Here is a 20,643-nt window from a genome sequence, read left to right on the forward strand (position 1 = left end):
TGATCCACGCCCCCATGTTCAAGACAAAGGAGATTTGCCCGTGAAATCCAAGGCAATCGCAATTCAACAAGACCAACTGCGGGCGCGCCGCCTGATCATGGCTTTCGTGACGACGCTTGCTGTCGCCTTTGCGATGGTTCTGGCACAGGTCACGCTGGCCAACGCGCAATCGCGCCCCGCAACATTCGCCGATCTGGCAGAACAGGTAAGCCCGTCAGTTGTGAATATCACGACCAGCACAACGGTCGCTGGCCGCACCGGACCACAAGGCCTTGTGCCGGAAGGATCACCTTTTGAGGATTTTTTCAACGATCTGGATCGTGGCCCGGGTGAAGGCACGCGGCGGTCTTCCGCTTTGGGCTCTGGCTTCGTGATTTCCCAAGATGGGTTTATTGTCACCAACAACCACGTGATTGAAGGCGCAGATGAGATCCTGATCGAATTCTTTCCCGGTGGCGAACCGGGTGTCCCGGCCGAGCTGATCGGCACAGACCCCAACACCGATATCGCCGTGCTTAAGGTTGACCTTGAGGGGCTGCCATTCGTCGAATTCGGCGATAGCAGTGCCGAAGGCGCCCGCGTGGGTGATTGGGTCATGGCAATGGGCAACCCGCTGGGTCAGGGCTTTTCGGTATCTGCCGGTATCGTATCGGCGCGCAACCGTGCGCTGTCAGGCACCTATGATGACTATATTCAGACAGATGCGGCCATTAACCGTGGTAACTCTGGTGGGCCGCTTTTTAACATGGACGGCGAAGTTATTGGTGTAAACACAGCGATCCTGTCACCTAATGGCGGGTCAATCGGGATCGGCTTCGCAATGTCTTCGGCTGTTGTGACCAATGTTGTCGATCAGTTGAAAGAGTTTGGTGAAACACGCCGTGGTTGGTTGGGTGTTCGCATTCAGGACGTGACACCTGATATGGTTGATGCCATCGAAGGTCTTGATCTGGCACGCGGTGCGCTGGTCACAGATGTGCCTGCGGGCCCTGCTGAAAATGCAGGTATGCTGGCGGGTGACGTGATCTTGGACTTTGATGGTGTCGCGATTGAGGACACACGTGAGCTGGTTCGCATCGTCGGCAATTCGCCGGTCGGTAAAGAAGTGCCAGTGGCTGTTCTGCGCGATGGCGATATGGAAGACCTGACGGTCATTCTGGGTCGCCGCGAAACATCAGAGGCGGTCGCTTTCCCGGCCTCCACCGAAGGAGAAGAACCAGAGCAGTCTGAAATCCTTGGCCTCGCTCTGTCCGAGATCACACCAGAGCTTATCGATCAGTTCTCTTTGAGCGTCGAGAGCGGTTTGGTGATCACCGGCATCAACCCTGATTCCGAAGCGGCCTCCAAAGGGCTGTTGGAAGGTGATGTGATCACCGAAGCGGGTCAGGAAGCTGTCGCAACGATCTCTGATCTGGAAGAACGGATCGAAGCGGCGACAGAGGCCGGGCGCAAGTCGCTTTTGCTGCTGGTGCGTCGCGGTGGCGATCCACGCTTTGTGGCACTGGTGCTGGAAGAATAAAGCGTCCCCACCCTATAGCGTTAGAAAGGCGGTCCGTTTGGACCGCCTTTTTCATATCCATTGTCGTAAAAGGTTAGTGGTCGTTGTGACCTAGCCGCCTAATTCCTTATACCGCGGCAGTTTGGCGGAGTTGGCGCGCATTGACAGCAAGCAAAAGGATCACAACAGCCGCCCCACCAACATGCACCATAATCGGCGCAGGCCAAATGCAGGCCGCCCCGCCAAGCCCGGCAATGATGCGGGTTACCGGGTTAAGCGGGGCTTCCATACAGCCTTGCAACGCGCCAGCAAGCCCGTAGATACCGATCACGCCAAAGGCAAAGATCACCAGCATGGCCCCCCAGTCGCCCGACAGAAACGGTGTATAGGCCATCATCAGCGGCACGATATATAGGCCCTTGGCGAGCTTCCAACTCGCAAAGCCAGTTGCCATCGCAGGTGCCTTTGCAATGGCCGCCGCAGTAAAAGCTGCCAACGCGACAGGTGGTGTTACGTTGCTGTCCTGACTAAGCCAGAAGATGATCATATGTGCGGAAAGAATGGCTGCCACCGCAACCTCTTGTGGCACCACTAAGTCGCGCAAGGGGGCCGCGACTTCAAGAGGTAGGGCGCGAATAATCGCCGTTGCATCTTCTGTCGTCAGCGGCCCGACCAGTACAGATGGATCTGGCACGCCGAACATCAGCACCGCATTGCCTGCGTCGCCCAATGTGCCCGCCGCCAAAGCCTCAATCACGAACCGGTCCGAAATCATGCCCGCAAGGGCAGGGGCCGACAGCGTTGCCAGCACGATATAGGCGGCCGTCACAGGCAGACCCATGCCCAGCACAAGGCTTGCGATTGCAACCATGACAATGGCGATCAACAGGTTGCCACCGGCCCAGTCCGCGATCATCAGGCTGAAGGTGTTGCCGATGCCAGCCGTCGCGATCACGTTGACCACAAGCCCCACGGCACATAGCAGCACAGCAGTCATAATCATGCCTTTGGTGCCCATCACCAACGCCTCAAACACCGCGCGCGGGCCCATCGGATTTTGTGTCAGCCAGCTTGATGCGATCACCGCCAAAATACCAAAGACCGCGGCGTAAGCGGGCGTAAAGCCTGACACGAGCATCGCGATAAGGCCGCCGATTGGGATGACGAAGCTCGCGCCACCTTTCTTGAAGGCTGAACCCACAGTCTCACCATCGTTCTCCATCGGTTGCAGGCGTAAACGACGGGCCTCGATCCGGACAAAGAACACGACTGACAGGAAATAGAGCAAGGCAGGCAACGCCGCCACGGCGACAATGGTTTCGTAAGGGATCTGTGTGAAGCTTGCCATAACAAAGGCGCCGGCCCCCATGATCGGGGGCATCAACTGGCCACCGGTAGAAGACGCGGCCTCAACCCCGCCTGCAAATTTGGATGGGAATCCTGCCTTTTTCATTAGCGGGATTGTGATGACGCCCGTCGATGCCGTGTTGGCCACAGCAGACCCCGAAATCGTGCCGGTCAAACCAGAGGCGATGACCGCCACAATACCTGGCCCACCCACCAAACGCCCGGCAATCGCGCGGGCGATATTGATGACAAAGTCACCGGCACCAGAGCGCAGCAGAAATGCGCCAAAGATGATGAACAAAAACACAAAGGTTGATGAGATTCGCGCGATCGTGCCGAACATCGCGTCATCGCCAAAGATCGACCGAAAGGCGATGGATTCCCAACTAAGACCGGGGAACGAAAAGACCCCGCCGATCATCTGACCCCACCATCCAACGTAAGAAATCGCGATGATGATCAGGGCGGGGATGACCCAACCGGTCAATCTGCGCGTTAACTCAATCGCGCCGATGATGCAGATCACAGCTGCGATCCAATCAAGGGGCGAAAATTTGACGCCACGGTCGTAAATGCCTTGTTCAGCAAAGGGCATATAAATCGCAGCTGCAGCCACCAGCACACCCAGTGTCAGATCAAAGGCGAGTATTGGTTTGCTGCGCGTCTGCCCTTTGATCAGTGGGTTCAGAACCGCTGCCAGAAACGCAAACCCGGCGAAGTGATAGGCGTTGCGCTGGAATTCGGAAATGACCGGGTCAAAGGCAACGTAGATGTGCCCAACCGCAATCAGAAAGCAAAGAATGGAAAGCGCCGTGTTGGTCAAGCCGGTGAAGTCACGCTGTGCTGCGGCCTCAACGGGGGTTTCATCAGACATGGGCATCCCCTTAGATACAAAACGGCCCGCACCATTATGGCGCGGGCCGCAGGTAATTTAGTTTGCGATCAGACGCTCGGGAATTTCAATCCCCTGCTCTTGATAGAACCGCGCCGCACCAGGGTGCAGTGGCACTGGCAGGCCTGCAATCGCGGCCTCTAGCGCCATCGCTTTGGTTGCGGGGTGGATCGCCTGCAAGAATGGCAGGTTCTCATAGATCGTCTTGGTAATCTGATAGACATTTTCCTCTGGCAGATCGGCATGCGTAGCCAAGAAGTTTGGCTGCGCAATCGTGTTGATATCTTCGGTCTGGCCCGGATAGGTGCCAGCCTCGATCACATAACGCGTCCACAACCCGCGATCACCATCGGCCATCGCCAACTGCTCATCCGTAAAGTCGAGCATGGTGACGCCATCACCGGCGGCTGCCATCAACTGGCTGACCGCACCGGTTGGTACGCCCGCAGGTGTGCTGATGCCTTTGACCTGACCGTTTTGCAGCGCTTCGGCCGATGGGCCATAGCCTGCAAAGACCAGTTCATAGTCAGTCTCAATATCAATGCCGAAGCCCGCCATGATGGTGGCATTGGACCCGATCGTGCCGGAATTCTGGCGACCCAAGGCCATGCCTTCGCCTGTCAGCGCAAGCATATCATCAATGGTGCCGGTAGTTGCCACATCAGAGGCCACAACAAACTGTTCCACGTTTTGCCACAGCATCGTGACCGAGCGCAGGTGGTCTTGCGGTTCGTCAACCGGGCCAGTGCCTGTCGCCGCATAAAATCCAAAAAGACCTTGCAGAATACCAAACTGTGCCTCGCCTTCGCGGATCAGGCGCACATTCTCACCAGATCCGGCGGAACTGATGGCGGACATACCAATGCTTTGGCTTGGTTCCAGTTTCACTTTCACCAGCGTCGAAAGGGCCACGCCCACGGGATAATACGTACCGCCTGTCGATGCTGTCGCAAGGATATAGCTGGCCTCTTCAGCGTCTTGGGCCTGTGCCATTGGCGCTGTCACAGCAATGCTGGCCGCAAGTACGGCCTTGGATAAATAGTGCATAGATTTCTCCCTATTGTTGGGCCTCTCAGCCCCTACGTAACGCGAAAGTAGGCATTCACACGCCAGAGTCCACAGTGCACAACCTTGTTACCGCTTCAGATCGCGACATTTGGGGTGGCGAGCATGAAAAACGTGCATTAGTTAGTTTTTGACAAATTGTTTTCGGAAGGGATAGACAAGAATGGCCAAGATTACCTACGTTGAACATGGCGGCAAAGAACATGTAGTCGATGTTGCCAACGGGCTGACCGTCATGGAAGGCGCGCGCGACAACGGCATTCCGGGGATCGAGGCCGATTGCGGCGGCGCCTGTGCCTGTTCGACCTGCCACGTCTATGTCGATGATGCTTGGGTGGAAAAACTGCCCGCCAAAGACGCGATGGAAGAAGACATGCTTGATTTCGCGTATGAACCTGACCCCGCAAAATCGCGCCTGACCTGCCAGTTGAAAGTGACTAATGATCTGGACGGGCTGCGCGTGCAAATGCCGGAAAAACAGATTTGATCCGTAGCTTTGCTTTGGTGGCTGTGATGGCCACCTCTGCCTGCGCCGAAACGATTGTATCGGCGGAATACAGCATGCCTACAGATCGCTACGCCCACGGTATTCTGGGTGATGCGATTGAGTGGGGGACGCTTGAGGTCACAACAGACACCGGCCTGCGTCGTTTTGTGCTATCGCCAGATCGGGTTTTTGAAGACGTCTCCCCTCGGCTTGCCGATGTTGATAGCGATGGAACGCCTGAGGTCATTGTTGTTGAGACCCTTAACAGTGCAGGCGCGCAATTGGCGATTTACGATGAAACCGGCAAGATCGCCGCGACCCCGCATATCGGGCGCACGAACAGATGGCTTGCCCCCATTGGTGTTGCTGATCTGGATGGTGATGGCTTTGTTGAAATCGCCTATATCGACCGCCCGCATTTGGCAAAAACCTTGCGTGTGTGGCGTTTCGTTGATGGCGCGTTGGAACCTGTCGCAGACCTGCCCGGCCTGACAAATCACCGGATTGGCGAACGTGATATCGGTGGCGGTATCCGCGATTGCGGGCAGGGGCCCGAAATGATCACGGCAAGTGCGGACTGGACGACAGTGATGGCGACAACCTTAACAGATGGTCAGCTGCAAACCCGCGCGATTGGCACGCATATCGACCGCGGCTCGTTCACAACAGCACTGGCCTGTCGGATACTGCCCTAGGTGATCGTCACGACAATTGCGATAAGAACTGCGATTTCAGTGATCTGCTGGGTTGCCCCCAAGATGTCGCCGGTCTGGCCGCCGATCTTGGCGCGGGCGATCAGCGTACAGCAAAGAACCGAGATCAGCGCGATCAATATGGCCCAAGGGTAGCCGCAGAGCAGCGCAAACCCAATAGCTATACCCGCCGCCAACCACACCGTCCCAGATGCGGGGCGCCCCACAGTGCGGCTCAAGCCTCCATCGCGCGCGTTGGGTAAAACAGCCATTACACCGACCATACTGGCCCGGCTGAGCGCACCTGTCGTCATAAAGGCAACCCAATAGGCCCCCATCGAAACGATCACCACCAAGGCCAGCCAACGGATCAGCAGCGACAGCGCAATCGCGCAAACGCCGTAAACGCCGATATGGCTATCCTTCATGATCGCCAAGCGGTGTGCCTTTTCCCAGCCGCCCCACAGACCATCCGCGCTATCGGCCAACCCATCTTCGTGCATCGCACCGGTCATGACGACCGATCCGGCAAGGACCAAGCCTGCAACGATCCCTGTAGGAATGCTTATCGCCAGCATCAGCGCCGTGGCCGCGGCCAGGATCACGCCGACGACGACACCTACAAGCGGATACGCCCAAGCTGCTGCCGCCCCACGTTCCATAGCGCGCCCACTGTCGACAACAATTGGCAGTCTTGTCAGCAAACCAAGTGCGGCTGGCAGATCAACCCGATCAATCAAAGCATTGTCGTGTTTGTACAAAATGCGTCCCTCGGGGCCTTTCCATCGCGGCCCCTTGCGTTAAACAAGACCAAGATTTGACCGCAGAGAGGACGCGATGCAAGCGCCATTTACCAGCCTTTCCACATTCCGCGATGCTTTGACAGCTGCCCCCGGACCAGATGCTGCCGCCACCACCGGCGCGCAGGATCGCAATGGGCAGCTGACAAAACCCCCCGGCGCGCTGGGCCGGTTAGAGGATCTGGCGATCTGGTATGCAGGTTGGCGCGGCGATGCGCAGCCGCAGATCAACGCGCCGCAGGTGATTATTTTTGCAGGCAATCACGGCGTTTGCGCGCAAGGTGTCTCGGCCTTTCCGCCAGAGGTGACGACGCAAATGGTCGCGAATTTCGAACATGGCGGGGCGGCGATCAATCAACTGTCCAAAGCATTTGGTGCGAAGCTGGATGTTTATCCGCTGGCACTGGACACACCAACCGCGGACTTCACCGTAACCCCTGCAATGACTGAGGCCGCATTTGTCGAAGCCTTGCAGACAGGCTGGACCGCCGTTGACCCAGACGCCGACCTTTTGGTCACCGGTGAGATGGGGATCGGGAACACCACATCCGCCGCCGCTGTTGCCGCCGCCGTTCTTGGCGGTGAGGCCGCAAATTGGACAGGGCGCGGCACAGGTGTGGATGACGCGGGACTGGCACGTAAAACCGATGTTGTCGCACGCGGTTTGGCGTTACATGCCACGTCTGACCCGTTAGAGGCGCTGCGCTGCCTTGGTGGGCGCGAATTGGCGGCGATGGCGGGGGCGATTGCAGCAGCGCGCCACCACCGCATCCCCGTGATCCTGGATGGGTTTATTTGTTGCGCTGCCGCCGCCGCCTTGCACAAGGCCGCCCCCGGTGCGCTGGATCATACGGTTGCGGGGCACCTTAGCGCCGAAGGTGCGCATCAGCGTATGCTGGATGCTTTGGACAAAGAACCGTTGTTGCAGCTTGGTTTGCGTCTGGGCGAAGGCTCTGGTGCCGCTCTTGCGATAGGGGTCCTTAAAGGGGCGATTGCCTGCCATTCGGGCATGGCTACTTTTGCAGAGGCCGGGGTTAGCGACGCCTAAGACGCGTTCTTTTTCCGCTCGCTGGCTTGTTGGCGGGCGGTCAATTCCATCTCTAACGCGCTGTTCAATTCGCGCGCGCGTGCGACGTATTCCGGCACATCCGTGATCGGCACGCCGGGGCGCCAAAGCTGGGCCAATTCACGCAAAGCGGCGCGGTCATGTTGATAGAACGCCTGTTCCAGTTCCGCCGCCTCAAATTCTGACAAGCCAAGGTTTTCCAACGCGTAACGGCCCGCCCGTAAAGAACTGTCAAACATTTCGCGCACGATGTCATTGGCGCCGGCATCATAAAGTTCGTGCACATGCACCCGGTCGCGGGCGCGGGCGATGATATGCAGATCAGGACGGGCCTTGCGTGCATAGCGGACGAGCTTGTTACACGCCTCGCGGTCATCGGCGGCAACGACCAGCACGCGTGCATCCTCAAGCCCTGCGGCATTCAGAAGATCGGGCCGCGTCGGGTCACCAAAGAACCCGCGAAACCCGAATTTACGCATCATCTGCACGGTGCTCAGATCATTGTCGACAACCACGGTTGCAAACCCCGCAGTTTGCACCAAGCGGTTTACGATCTGCCCAAAGCGCCCAATGCCTGCGATAATCACGGTGCCTTGTTCATCAACTTCATCATGTTCAGTTTCATCCGGATCGCCCATGCGTTTGCTGATCAGTTCGTAGGTGATGAACATCAACGGCGTGATCAGCATCGACATGGCGATGATCAGCAAAAGCTGACCGGCAAGATCGCCACCCAAGACGCCTTGTTGCAGCGAAAAGGAAATCAGGACAAAGCCAAATTCACCGGCCTGTGCAAGGCCAAGGGTAAAAAGCCAGCGATCTTTTTTGTGGAGTTTGAAAAGAAAGGCGAGCCCAAAAAGGATCACGCCTTTGATCACCATCACCGCGACGGCAAGTGCGATGATCCGCGCGGGATCGCCAAAAAGAAGGGCGAAATCAATGCCAGCGCCCACAGTGATAAAAAACAGGCCCAGCAATAGGCCTTTGAACGGGGCAAGGTCGCTTTCCAACTCGTGCCGAAATTCAGAGTTCGCAAGGACGACACCGGCCAGAAATGTGCCCAAGGCCGGGGACAGGCCGACCATTGTCATTAGCACGGCGGTCGCCACAACCATGAGCAGGGCGAGGGCGGTATACATCTCGCGTAGGCGCGCGTGGTGGATATAGCGAAACAGCGGGCGGGTTAGAAAAACACCGGCCAGAATAACAACCGCGACCGCGCCAAGGGTGACCAGCGTGACACCCCAACCGGGCAGCCCTTCGACAAGGCTCAGGGTTGTGTGATGGTCATCATCATGCGGTGCAAGGGTGACAGACCCATCTGTGGCAAGGGATGCGACAACCGGAACAGCCAGCAAGGGCAGCAGCGCCAGCATCGGGATCACCGCGATGTCTTGCGCCAGAAGAACCGAAAATGTTGACCGTCCGCCGCTGGTCTGCATCAGCCCTTTTTCGGTCAGTGTCTGCAAGACGATAGCCGTGGATGACAGCGCAAAGATCATCCCGATTGCCGTTGCAGTGGACAGCGGATAACCCATCGCCATGCTGCCAGCCGTGATTGCAGCCATCGTCAGCAGGATTTGCATACCCCCCAGACCCAGCAGCCGCTGGCGCATGTTCCATAGCGCACGGGGGTCCAGCTCTAGCCCGATCAGGAACAGCATCATGACGACGCCGAATTCCGCAAAATGCTGCAAATCCTGGGTTTCAGACCCGACCAGCCCGGTCAAAGGCCCAATTACGATGCCTGCGAGCAAATACCCAAGCACAGAGCCCAATCCCAGACGCGCCGCCAATGGCACGGCGATGACCGCAGCCCCAAGATAGATTGTCGCCTGAAACAGAAAAGTTTCCATGCCGCTCCGCCTGCCCAAAACCGGTGCTTGTGCACTTGTTAATCGGTTAAAGTCGCTTTGATCAGTTTAACGGTGATCTGTTTCTTTGAAAGGGTGAAAGGGTTGTATTACGTTGCGGCGGGTGAGTGCATCCAAGAACAGTTGGGTACACACCACTGACATGTCACCGTATCATCCTTCCGGCACTTCCAAAGCATAGGTGCGCCCGCGTTTGACATAGTTCAGTGCGTCTTCACCAATGGCGGTGACCTGCCCGCCATCAAGGGCGCTGCCGACCTCGACACGCACATAGCGTCCGTTGCTTAGCCGGACCAACGCGCGGCGTGCGTTGGCGCGTCCGTAAACACCGATCAGATTGATTTCGCGCAGCCGAATGGCATCTTCTTGGGTTGCGGCACGGGCCACGCCGCCGGGAACAGGAGCAAAGTTCTGTGGTGGAACGGGTGCTGCGGCGGTAACGGGAGCGGCTGGTGCCACGGTACGCGTTTGCTGGCGGGCCTGTGCGGCAGCCACAACAGTGCCAAAATTTGAAGGCCGCGCATCTGGTCTTACGGACAAGACCACCGCCAACGCGGTGCTGTTATCAAAGCGCAGGGTTGCGTCGTCTGTCTCAATCCCAGCGATAATATCGGTGATATCAGGTGTGCCGGGGTCAACATTCGGTGACATGCCTTGCGGGCGTAGACGCGGGCGCAGATCAACGATGGCACCGTCTTCGACGGTTTCAGAATCCAACGCAATGGCACCAGTATTTTGCAACTCAAGCCCGGCTATACCGACGCTGCCGGGTGTTGGTGTGGCGTCGCCATCTGGCACAGCTTCTGCAAGCGCTGCTTCAACAGAATCTGCTTCAGTAGGGCTTTCTTCTTCGGCTTCGGGTAATTGCGCGTTCGCAGGGCGCAGTGGTGTGGCATAGTCCGGGCGTCCAGCGATGATGATCACGCCTTCGGGGGCTGGTGCCAGCAACGCCATCCGGTCCAGATCAGCTTGGTCCAATGTAGGGCGGGGGGTGATCGTCTGATCGGGCAGGCCTGCGAAAACAACGGCACCTTCGGGCGTTACCGTGCCCTCTTCGGTCGCCAGAATAAAGCCGTCCTCATCCAGCGCAAAGACGATTTCAGGGGCTGGCGGATTGGCCGGTGCGATGAAGCTTAGGTCCGTATCCAGACCCGTCAGGGGGGGAACCTCGGGCTGCAAAATACGTTCGGGCGGTGTGCTGACCGCAGGCGGCTGGAAGGCAAGTAGGATCGTTCCTGTAGGCACGTCAATAAAGCGTGGTGCACGCAACCACACGCCAGTTGCCTGATAAATGCGCAAAGCCTCGTCAGGGCTAAGAACCTGACCGCGTAGTACCGGCGCACCAACACTGGCCTGTGCGGTTTCAGGTGACTGCGGGGCAGGTGGGTTTTGCATTGGTTCCATCGCCGGGTCAGCGGCCTGAGCAACAGTTTGAGCAGGCTGAAGAACGATGGGTGCTGCCGTTTCAGCGGTCAACTCCGGTAGATCAGAAGGCTGGTCACCCGCGGCGCCAAACCCGGCAACTTCGACGTTTGGCGTGATTGGCGCGGCTTCCAAAACCGTTTCGGGCGTCGGGGTCGATGCAGCAACGGTTGGGGCAGGTGCCTGTGGTGTAACAGTTGCAGTCTCTTGCGTGGTCGGGACTGGCACGGCCGCCGTTTCTGCTGTGTCCTGCTGTGACCAGATCAATCCGCCAATAAGCAGCACACCAGCGGCGATGGATGCAGCGATAAGTGCTGGCTTGTTTGTGTTTTTTGTCGATCGTGGTGCCGGTTTACGATCAGCAGCAGCGCCAAGTTTAGGTGCTGTCACCGGCCCGCTGCCAGCCACTGCGACCAAAGTTGGCTTTCCGGATCTGGGTTGTCCAGGATGATATTCTGCGATGATGCTGTCCAGATGCGCGATGGTGGCAAAGACCGGGTTTTCGGGAATGAGCGGGTCTTTGACTGGCTCTGGTTCCGCCACTGTGATGACTGGCGCGTGATATTCTGCCGGGATGTGGTCCACCCAAATGGCTTGCATTGGCGTTGGATCTTCAACAGCCTCAGCCTCAGCCTCAGCCTCAGCCTCAGCCTCAGCCTCAGCCTCAGCCTCAGCCTCAGCCTTTGGTGTCAGTTCGTCGTCCGACATCTTATCGGTCACATCATCAACATCAGCCGAAGTTGTGGTCTGCCCTGACAAAAGGGCTGCCAGATCATCTTTATAGACGTCTTCTTTCACTTCTTCAGGCAAATCAAAAACCAAGAGCCGCGATTTAATGCGGGTGCCGACGATCATCACCGGTAGATCGTCCCGCGTGATCAGCGCGTCAGGGCCAACCACACTGCGGGCCATGTCTGTGGGACCAAAGAAAACCTCTTTTTGGAAAGTAAACGGTTCTGGGACGGCCACGAAAGCAACAGGTTGAAAGCCGTGACCAGCGGCAAAGGTTTCAGCCTCGCGCAGCGTTTCGCGGGCTACAGCCGCGATATGCGTGCGCCCGCCGAATTTTTCGCTGTCGATAACCAATTCATCCAGCGCGTAGGGTGTCGCCCCTTCAAGGGCTGCGTGAATATCATCATCTGTCGTCATCGTGCCGTTGAGGGCAACATATTTGATCTGATCAAGGGGGATCACAATCTTTGTGCGCAGCCCATCAGGTTCGATCGTCAGGGCTTTTTCGCGTAGAACTTTCAGATCATCGCCCAGCGTTTCACTGCCGACATCAGCGCGCCCAACGCGTCGCCAGCCGCGCGGCACCCGGTGCAGCAACTCTATGCCGTCAAACGAAAGGGATAGCGCAAAATTGGTGATCATCATCACGCTCTATCATGTTGGTCCCACAGGCAAAACGCGTTTTGCCACCCTGTGCGAACCCTATAGCAGAAACCCGCCCACGCCAAGGGCAAGGACGGGTTTGATCGGCTTATGCCGTTGCTTTGGTTAACGCTTGATCCAAATCAGCGATCAAATCTTCGGCATCTTCAATCCCAATGGACAGTCGCACGATGCCGGGGCCTGCGCCTGCAGCTTCTTGCTGTTCTGCGGTCAACTGGCGGTGCGTGGTTGAGGCCGAGTGAATGATCAGGCTGCGCGCATCGCCAAGGTTGGCGACGTGGCTGAAAATCTCAAGGTTATCCACCAGCTTGATGCAGGCGTCATAACCGCCCTTCACCGCGACCGTGAACAATGCACCCGCACCTTTGGGGCATATCTTGGGGATCAGTTTGGAATAGGGCGAACTTTCCAACCCGGCATAGGTCACATAATCCGTGCGCGGATCATCTTCGAGCCATTTGGCGATTTTCATTGCGTTTTCGACATGGCGTTCCATGCGCAAAGACAAAGTTTCGATCCCCATTAGCGTATAATGTGCCGCCTGCGGGTTCATCGTCATGCCCAGATCACGCAGACCAATGGCGATGCCGTGGAAAGTAAAGGCAAGGGGCCCGAACGTTTCCGCGAACTTGAGGCCGTGATAAGCCTGCTCTGGTTCGCTCAGGCTGGGAAATTTGTCGTTGGCTGTCCAGTCAAACTTGCCGCTATCGACCACACAACCCCCGGTCACGGTGCCGTTGCCGGTCAAGTATTTGGTGGTGGAATGCACCACAAGCGTCGCGCCATGTTCAATCGGGCGGCACAGGTACGGTGTGGCTGATGTGTTATCGACAATCAGCGGAATGCCAGCGGCGTCCGAGATGGCAGAGATCGCATCCAGATCAGTGATATGCCCACCGGGGTTTGCGATGGCTTCGCAAAACACCGCGCGGGTGTCATTATCAATCGCGGCTTTCACTGCATCATGGTCGTCGAAGTCGACGAATTTGGCAGACCAGCCGAACCGTTTGATCGTCTGGCTGAATTGCGTGACCGTACCACCATAAAGACGGCTTGATGCTACGATATTACGCCCCGGCTGCATCAGCGGGAACAGCGCCATAATCTGGGCTGCGTGACCGGATGAGCAGCAGACACCGCCGACACCGCCCTCAAGTGTCGCGATGCGTTCTTGCAAGGCGGCGACCGTGGGGTTGGTCAGACGCGAATAGATATAGCCGACCTCTTGTAGGTTGAACAAAGCGGCGGCGTGATCGGCATCGCGGAACACGTAAGCGGTGGTTTGATAGATCGGAACCTGCCGCGCGCCTGTTGCTGGATCTGGGCGTGCGCCTGCGTGAATTTGCAGCGTGTCAAAGCCGTAACTTGGGCCGTCGGTCATGTCTGGTCTCCCTTTGGAATGTGTTGTCGCATGGTTTAGGCGCAAACGCATAAGTACTCAACGGGCGAGGGGGAAATAGGTGACTGGTGGCGACAGCACTGCGGATGCAGTGCTGTCGCGGTTTGTTACTCGCCCAAGGCAATGCCTTCGCGCCGCGGATCGGCCCCGCCGCTCAGCGTGTCGCCAATCGCAATGGCGTGAAGGCCAGAGTTCAGACCGCGCACGTTCACTTCAAACCCCAGTTCTGTCAGCGCCCCCTCAAAGCCGGTGGCGTCAGTGCCTTCTTCCAGATCATAGGTGCCAAAGCGGTTCACCAGATGCGGCATCGACACGGCTTGTTGCACATCTATGCCCCAATCCACATGGGCCACGATGGCCTGTGCCACATAGCCAATAATCCGGCTGCCACCGGGGGAGCCGATAACAAGGCTGGGTGCGCCATCTTCAAGCACGATTGTGGGCGACATGGATGACCGCGGGCGTTTGCCGGGTTCGATCCGATTGGCGATTGGAATGCCATCGGTGTGGGTGCGGAATGAGAAATCGGTTAACTCATTATTCAGAAGGAACCCACGCACCATCAAACGCGATCCAAAGCCGTTTTCGATGGTTGTGGTCATCGACAGCGCGTTTCCGTACTGGTCAACGATCGAGATATGAGATGTCGATGGCAATTCCAGCGAGATGTCATCGGCGAGAAGCATTGCATGATCCCATTCGGGCGATCCCGGTGCGACTTCTGCCAACGCTGCATCAGTGTTAAGCAACGCTGCGCGCTCATCAAGATAGGTGCTGGCTGTTAACCCTTCGGTTGGCATTGGGACGAAATCACTATCCGCCATGTAACGCCCCCGGTCGGCAAAGGCCAAACGCGAGGCATCGCCGATCAACCGCCAAGTGTCAGCATTCTCGGGTCCCATTTCGGCAAGGTCGTAGCGGTCCAGCATGCCAAGGATTTGTCCAACGGTCAGCGCGCCAGAAGAGGGCGGGCCCATCCCACAAACCTCCATCGTTCTGTAAGGGACGCAGACCGGGTCGCGTTCAATCACCTCGTAGATTTCCAGATCGGTCGCAGTCAGTACGCCGGGGTTGCCTGCTGCTGTGCGGACAGTGGCGACGATATCATCAGCAATCGGCCCTTCGTAGAAGGCGTCGCTACCATGCGCTGCAATCAGACGCAGCGTATTGGCGTAATCGGCGTTCACCAGCGTGTCGCCGGCTTGCAGCGCTTCGCCGCCGGGAAAGAAATAGTCGGCGGTGCGTGAAAAGGTTTGCAGCCGCTCCGCGCCCCCTGCGATGGAACTGGCAAGGCGCTCTGATACCGTGAACCCATCTTCGGCCAAAGAAATTGCGGGGGTGAACAAACCACCCCATTCCGCAAGACCCCAGCGCGCGTGCGCCTCTTCCATCAACATCGGTGTGCCTGGGGTGCCAACTGATCGGCCCCCGACAACGGCATCCCAGAACCCCATCGGTTCACCTTCTTCAGTTTGAAACAGCGTTGGCGTGACCGCCAAAGGTGCGGTTTCGCGGCCATCCAACGTGGTCACTTCGCCTGATGTCGCATCATACCAGACCAGAAACGCGCCACCGCCCAGACCAGAGGATTGCGGTTCGACCAAACCCAGCACCGCCTGCACTGCGACCATTGCGTCTGCCGCTGTGCCGCCTTCACGCAGCACGGCTGCACCGGCCTCAACAGCCACTGGGTTTGCGGCAGCGACCATCCAGTTTTCCGCTGTGACGGGCGTGCCTGCCTGTTTGGCGGCCAACGCGGCCTGTGCAGCCTGGGATACTGTGGCAAAAGCGGACAGGTTGCTTTCCGCTTCGGGCGCGACAGTATCTGCCGCCTGTTGCGCCACCAAAGGTCCTGCAAGACCAACTGAAAGTGCAAACGAAATATACGAAAATCTTGTCATTATTGAAAATCCTCTCCTGTGGATGATGAAAAGCATGGGTCGGAACATGTGAAAATCAACGAAAGCTTGCTTCAATGCATAAGGCGCTTTTCACAGCAACTGTGCAAATTTCTTGCAATTCCGCCAAGCAAAGACGGTCAAACCCAGCGGATTTTGGCCTTTTTCCGATCAGACAAACCATTGGACCGGTGCAATTTCCTTCGCTAGCGTAATCTCAGGTTGTCTAAGAAAGACGCGTTCAAGCGCCTGTTGATTACCAAAAAATAGTCAAAAGACTAAAACAATAGGGACGAAATCATGAAACTAGTTATCGGACTTGATGGCCATGGTTCGGGGGAAAAAGCCCTTGAATTTGCCAAGAGCATAGCGTCGCACAGCGAAACCTGTGAGCTGATCGTCGTTTATGTGATCGAATGGTCGCCGTTTTCTTTCCAGACGGCAGAGGAGAATGCGCAGCGCCATAAGCGGCGCGAAGAAGAAATCGCCGTCGCAATGGAGCGGGTCGTTGACCCAGCCGTGACGTCGCTCAAAGAAGCCGGACTTTCCGCGCGCGCAATTGTGCGGCATGGCGATGTCGCCGACACGATTGATGAGATTGCCCATGCCGAAGGGGCGTCGCAGATCGTTGTTGCCCGTTCAAGTGCTGGCGGCCTGACGTCGCGCCTGTTTGGCAGTTCAACCGCAAACCTTGTCATGAACGCCCGCGTTCCTGTCACTGTTGTCGCATAAGGAGCGGGTCATATGAAAAAGTTACACTCCATATTTTTGGCGATCATCGCCTATCTTGCCTTGGCAATGCCGGCGCAGGCGCAAGAGGTTGCCGCGTCTTTGGACGCACGCGTGAACGAAATATTCGCAAATGCTACAGGTTGGTTCGTCAACTTCATCTTTATGGCCATTCCGGGCACAAGCTTTCCTTGGATCGTGATGTGGCTGGTGATTGGTGCCACCGTTTTCACCATCTATTTTGCCGCGGTCCAGTTCCGGTTTTTCGGGCATGCGGTCAGCTTGGTCAAAGGTGACTATTCCGACCCGAACGATGCGGGCGAGGTCAGCCATTTTCAGGCGCTTGCAACGGCCCTGTCAGGCACCGTTGGTCTTGGTAACATCGCAGGTGTTGCCGTGGCGGTCGGGATTGGCGGACCAGGGGCTACATTCTGGATGATCCTTGCAGGTCTGCTGGGCATGGCGTCCAAGTTCACCGAATGTACGCTGGGTGTGAAGTATCGCAATGAATACCCTGATGGCACCGTGTCCGGTGGTCCGATGTACTATATCTCAAAAGGGTTTGATGAGCTGGGTTTGCCGGGCGGCAAGATCCTTGCTGTCATGTTCTCGATCTTCTGTATTCTTGGTGCGCTGGGCGGTGGGAACATGTTCCAAGCCAATCAGGCGCATGCGCAGATCACGCAGATCACGGGTGATTTTCCGGGCTGGATTACGGGCCTTGTGTTTGCCGCTGTCGTGTTTTTGGTCATCGTCGGCGGTATCAAATCCATCGCCAAGGTGACTGAAAAGATCGTGCCATTCATGGGCATCCTTTACGTTGGTGCAGCGATTGTCGTTCTGATCGTGAACTACGACATGATTGGGTGGGCCTTTGGTCAAATCTTTGCCGGTGCTTTCACTGGGCTGGGTGTCGCTGGCGGTTTCGTTGGTGCGCTGATCCAAGGGTTCAAGCGTGCGGCATTTTCGAACGAAGCAGGCGTGGGGTCTGCGGCGATTGCACACTCTGCCGTGAAAACGAAAGAGCCGATCACCGAAGGGTTTGTGTCCTTGCTCGAACCATTGATCGACACAGTTGTGATCTGCACGATGACCGCTTTGGTCATCATCATCTCGCAACAGTTGATCATCGACGAAGCAACTGGCCTTTACATGCTGAACGACGCAGGCACGGCCATCGCAACGGTGGGCGATACTGGTGGTGTTGCTTTGACATCGGCGGCGTTTGGATCAGCGATCAGCTGGTTCCCGTTTGTATTGGCCATCGCGGTGATCCTGTTTGCCTTCTCGACCATGATCTCTTGGTCGTATTACGGGCTGAAGGCCTGGACGTATCTGTTTGGCGAAGGCAAAACGACCGAGCTGATCTTCAAGATCATCTTTTGCATCTTCATTGTGATCGGTGCGGCGGCCAGCCTTGGTCCTGTCATCGATTTCTCTGATGCGGCGATCTTTGCGATGGCGGTGGTCAACATCTTCTGCCTGTATTTCCTGATGAAGGTGGTGCGCAAAGAATTGAATTCTTACGCATCACGCCTGAAGTCAGGTGAGATCAAGAAGTTCAAACACTGATCCGTCTTGCATAAAGTGAGAGAGGCCGCTGGCGAAAGCTGCGGCCTCTTTTCTTTTGTCAGGGTCGTGGCCATTGAATTTGAATGGCACAGGGTTAGAAACTGTGATGCAGCCCTGCTTTGATAAAGGACATTACCATGCCGGTTCCCTTCCATCTTGCCTTTCATGTCACGGACCTTGATGAAGCCCGCGAATTTTATGCCGGTGCGCTGGGCGCGTCCGAAGGGCGGTCAACCGACACATGGGTGGACTTTGACTTCTTTGGGCATCAATTGAGCTTGCATCTTGGCACACCGTTTGCCAACGAACCGACCGGTAAGGTTGGCGATCACATGGTGCCGATGCCCCATTTTGGTATCGTGCTGCCGCTGGATGATTGGACAGCATTGGCCGGGCGGCTGGAAGAGCGGCAAACTGATTTCATCATCGCGCCCTCTGTGCGCTTCAAGGGTGAACCGGGCGAACAATGGACAATGTTTTTCCGTGATCCTTCGGGAAACCCGATTGAGGTGAAAGGGTATGCGGATATCAGCGGGGTGTTCGCCACGACTTAAAGGCGCATGTCCGAACAGGGTTCGCATTGACAGCGGATAGCGCGCGAACCAGATTACGCCGATAACCCAACGCCAGCATATGGAGACGCCCTGATGGGAGCAAAAGCATGGTTTGCCGCTTATTACGATAACGACCCGAAAGATACGTTGGCAAATGCCCCACAGCTTGACCGGGATGCGTCTATTGCGCTGGCACATAAGGTCCTGCCGGACGTGAATTTAGAAGAAGCGGCTGATGGAACTTTGGATTTCCTGAACCCTGACAAAAAAGAGATATTTGTCGGGGTCTATGGCGATCTTAAAATTGTTGCGCATGACGATCTTAGCGGTGATTATCCGTCCAAGGTCGGCGGACACTGGCGCAACCCTGATTTTGGGTCAAAAACCTATGTTCATGCCACCCATTCGGCTGTCGATTGGTGCGCCTTTGCATTGTGGAAAGATGGAGAGTTAGCGCGCGCGCTAAGTGTTTCGCCCGATGGGGGCATTCAGGAAGATGTTGGCGCCAAGCTACCTTTTGAAGTGCCATTTTGGGATGGCGCCCGCGCCATTGAAGACGCGTTTGAAGATGACGCGCCATATCCATTGCCATTTCACCCCCTGGAACTGTCAGAAGAGGCGCTTCTTGCCACTTTGGGTTTTCAGTTTGAAGGGCACCCTGACGACTGGGTGTGCGATCCGGCGAATATTCCAATCATGCGGTTCAAAATTTCGAAAAACGCGTGGTGGAAATTTTGGTAAGACACCGCCTGGCGGCGTTAGACGTTCGCACGGAAAATATCACTTGGTCTTGGGGCAAAGCAGGTTCCGTCTGACGGTGCCGCTGGAATGTCGTCTGTCTATAAGCTTATCGCATCCAGAACCCGGCTGATTTAATTTTGTTTCTGATCGCCCGTTCATGGCGGGGCAGATTATCACGATCAAAAAGCGCGCGCACTTTGTGTCCGCGTCCTTGATAAACCATGCGTTTGAAGGGCTCATGCAGCTTAAGCAATTTTTTCAGTTTGTTGGGCGCGGTGACATCTTCCAACTTGGCCACTTGGGCATCTGTGGCCGTTGCATAAAACAGTGGCAGCATGCGGTAGTGATAGCTAACCGCGCCATCAAGCCCTAACCCGGTTGCAGGCCGCCCGCCGCCCAACCCATGAATAACCAGCGGCAAGGCAACTTGATCTAGCCACGGGTTAAGGGGTTGGATCACGAGTTCTTTTGGTGGATCATCCCGTATGCCGACGGCGTATTCCGTAAAGCGCGCGCCAAAGGCTGCCGGGTCCGCCCCGCAGAACCAGCCCGCGTTAAAATACAGGTAGCGCTCCCAGTATTCATCCGGTTGCGACATATCGAGCGAGGTTTCAAACGTCAGCCCGAACTTGTCATAAAGTGATTTCCAAATTGCGGTGTAGCCAGGCCAATACAGCTCTTCTACAGGCCACGTGCCCTCTCGCTGCATTGACGCAGCAGGGTGGTTGAAGTCGAAAGGAACATCAGCAAGCTCATCGGTAATCAGGGTGTCGGTGTCAAAGAACACAAAGGGTTCGTTTTCGGGAAGGATTTGCAGCCCTTCGATCTTGTTGCCTTGCGGGTACGTGCTGCCGAAATGCTTTGTTTCAAACGGAACCACTTGCGCACCCAAGCTGGCAAGGTGGTCTTTCACCTGCACAGACATGGTTGGATCATTCTCCCACAGGGGGCCGGGCTGGGGCTCTGCCACATATAGTTGACCGCGAAACTTGGGGGCATAGGCCCGCAAAGAGGCCGCAAACAACAGTGCCTCATATTCCAACCGTCCACCTTGGCCAACGATCATGATGTTGAAATGCGGTGTCTTGGGTGCCGACGCAGCCATGGGTGTTCCGATCAAAAACCAGTTGTAGCGTTGTAAACGCGCAGCCGGGTCGGACGCAAGAAAGGGCAGGCTCACCATGGCCCTTTGGCGCTTAATGCGCTGTAGCA

The 20,643-nt window shown here is 56.7% G+C and carries 16 protein-coding genes; 8 read left to right on the forward strand and 8 right to left on the reverse strand.

What is annotated here, in order from left to right; all coding sequences use genetic code 11:
* Positions 1 to 97 precede the first annotated feature (97 nt).
* Positions 98 to 1,519 carry a Do family serine endopeptidase gene (locus RCCS2_RS10595; protein ID WP_050770810.1) on the forward strand — a complete coding sequence of 474 codons (1,422 nt, stop codon included), beginning with the start codon at positions 98 to 100 and terminating at the stop codon, positions 1,517 to 1,519.
* 106 nt (positions 1,520 to 1,625) lie between these two features.
* On the opposite strand, the gene RCCS2_RS10600 is transcribed toward RCCS2_RS10595, so the two are convergent.
* Both RCCS2_RS10600 and RCCS2_RS10605 read right to left on the reverse strand, forming a co-directional pair.
* Positions 1,626 to 3,719 carry a TRAP transporter permease gene (locus RCCS2_RS10600; protein ID WP_008234068.1) on the reverse strand — a complete coding sequence of 698 codons (2,094 nt, stop codon included), beginning with the start codon at positions 3,717 to 3,719 and terminating at the stop codon, positions 1,626 to 1,628.
* Between the two features lie 57 nt (positions 3,720 to 3,776).
* Positions 3,777 to 4,784: a TAXI family TRAP transporter solute-binding subunit gene (locus RCCS2_RS10605; RefSeq protein ID WP_008234069.1), complete on the reverse strand. Its 1,008-nt coding sequence runs from the start codon at positions 4,782 to 4,784 to the stop codon at positions 3,777 to 3,779.
* Between the two features lie 181 nt (positions 4,785 to 4,965).
* On the opposite strand from RCCS2_RS10605, the gene RCCS2_RS10610 reads away from it, so the two are divergent.
* Positions 4,966 to 5,289: a 2Fe-2S iron-sulfur cluster-binding protein gene (locus RCCS2_RS10610; protein WP_008234070.1), complete on the forward strand. Its 324-nt coding sequence runs from the start codon at positions 4,966 to 4,968 to the stop codon at positions 5,287 to 5,289.
* A complete protein-coding gene (locus tag RCCS2_RS10615; protein ID WP_332249325.1) occupies positions 5,286 to 5,984 on the forward strand; it encodes an FG-GAP repeat domain-containing protein in 699 nt (232 codons plus the stop codon). Before RCCS2_RS10610 ends, RCCS2_RS10615 begins: the two co-directional genes overlap by 4 nt.
* On the opposite strand, the gene cobS is transcribed toward RCCS2_RS10615, so the two are convergent.
* The gene (gene cobS / locus RCCS2_RS10620) at positions 5,981 to 6,742 is read right to left on the reverse strand and encodes an adenosylcobinamide-GDP ribazoletransferase (protein WP_008234072.1); all 762 of its coding nucleotides are present in this window, start codon (positions 6,740 to 6,742) and stop codon (positions 5,981 to 5,983) included. The genes RCCS2_RS10615 and cobS overlap by 4 nt on opposite strands.
* A 76-nt stretch (positions 6,743 to 6,818) precedes the next feature.
* Between cobS and cobT the strand changes: the two genes are divergently transcribed.
* On the forward strand, positions 6,819 to 7,829 hold the full coding sequence (gene cobT, locus RCCS2_RS10625; protein WP_008234073.1) for a nicotinate-nucleotide--dimethylbenzimidazole phosphoribosyltransferase: 1,011 nt from the start codon (positions 6,819 to 6,821) through the stop codon (positions 7,827 to 7,829).
* On the opposite strand, the gene RCCS2_RS10630 is transcribed toward cobT, so the two are convergent.
* The 4 genes from RCCS2_RS10630 to ggt all read right to left on the reverse strand — a co-directional run bounded on the left by RCCS2_RS10630 (position 7,826) and on the right by ggt (position 15,838).
* Positions 7,826 to 9,703, reverse strand: coding sequence for a cation:proton antiporter domain-containing protein (locus tag RCCS2_RS10630; protein ID WP_008234074.1), 1,878 nt, complete (start codon positions 9,701 to 9,703; stop codon positions 7,826 to 7,828). The two genes, cobT and RCCS2_RS10630, sit on opposite strands and share 4 nt — an antisense overlap.
* Before the next feature lie 171 nt (positions 9,704 to 9,874).
* Positions 9,875 to 12,520 (reverse strand): hypothetical protein, encoded by a 2,646-nt coding sequence (locus RCCS2_RS10635; RefSeq protein WP_008234075.1) that lies wholly within the window; start codon positions 12,518 to 12,520, stop codon positions 9,875 to 9,877.
* A 106-nt stretch (positions 12,521 to 12,626) separates the two neighbouring features.
* Positions 12,627 to 13,919, reverse strand: a complete 1,293-nt coding sequence (locus RCCS2_RS10640) for an O-acetylhomoserine aminocarboxypropyltransferase/cysteine synthase family protein (protein WP_008234076.1) — start codon at positions 13,917 to 13,919, stop codon at positions 12,627 to 12,629.
* A 125-nt stretch (positions 13,920 to 14,044) separates the two neighbouring features.
* Positions 14,045 to 15,838 (reverse strand): gamma-glutamyltransferase, encoded by a 1,794-nt coding sequence (gene ggt / locus RCCS2_RS10645; protein ID WP_008234077.1) that lies wholly within the window; start codon positions 15,836 to 15,838, stop codon positions 14,045 to 14,047.
* 297 nt (positions 15,839 to 16,135) lie between these two features.
* Between ggt and RCCS2_RS10655 the strand changes: the two genes are divergently transcribed.
* The 4 genes from RCCS2_RS10655 (at position 16,136) to RCCS2_RS10670 (ending at position 19,431) form a co-directional block, all read left to right on the forward strand.
* A complete protein-coding gene (locus tag RCCS2_RS10655) occupies positions 16,136 to 16,567 on the forward strand; it encodes a universal stress protein (RefSeq protein WP_008234079.1) in 432 nt (143 codons plus the stop codon).
* Between the two features lie 12 nt (positions 16,568 to 16,579).
* Complete coding sequence (locus tag RCCS2_RS10660; RefSeq protein WP_008234080.1) at positions 16,580 to 18,136, forward strand: alanine/glycine:cation symporter family protein; 1,557 nt, start codon at positions 16,580 to 16,582, stop codon at positions 18,134 to 18,136.
* A 137-nt stretch (positions 18,137 to 18,273) separates the two neighbouring features.
* Positions 18,274 to 18,690: a VOC family protein gene (locus RCCS2_RS10665; RefSeq protein ID WP_008234081.1), complete on the forward strand. Its 417-nt coding sequence runs from the start codon at positions 18,274 to 18,276 to the stop codon at positions 18,688 to 18,690.
* Between the two features lie 93 nt (positions 18,691 to 18,783).
* The gene (locus RCCS2_RS10670) at positions 18,784 to 19,431 is read left to right on the forward strand and encodes a DUF6928 family protein (RefSeq protein WP_008234082.1); all 648 of its coding nucleotides are present in this window, start codon (positions 18,784 to 18,786) and stop codon (positions 19,429 to 19,431) included.
* A gap of 106 nt (positions 19,432 to 19,537) precedes the next feature.
* On the opposite strand, the gene RCCS2_RS10675 is transcribed toward RCCS2_RS10670, so the two are convergent.
* Positions 19,538 to 20,536, reverse strand: coding sequence for a hypothetical protein (locus RCCS2_RS10675; RefSeq protein WP_037294042.1), 999 nt, complete (start codon positions 20,534 to 20,536; stop codon positions 19,538 to 19,540).
* Positions 20,537 to 20,643: the final 107 nt, after the last annotated feature.

This window comes from Roseobacter sp. CCS2 (assembly GCF_000169435.1).
Classification (GTDB): domain Bacteria; phylum Pseudomonadota; class Alphaproteobacteria; order Rhodobacterales; family Rhodobacteraceae; genus Yoonia.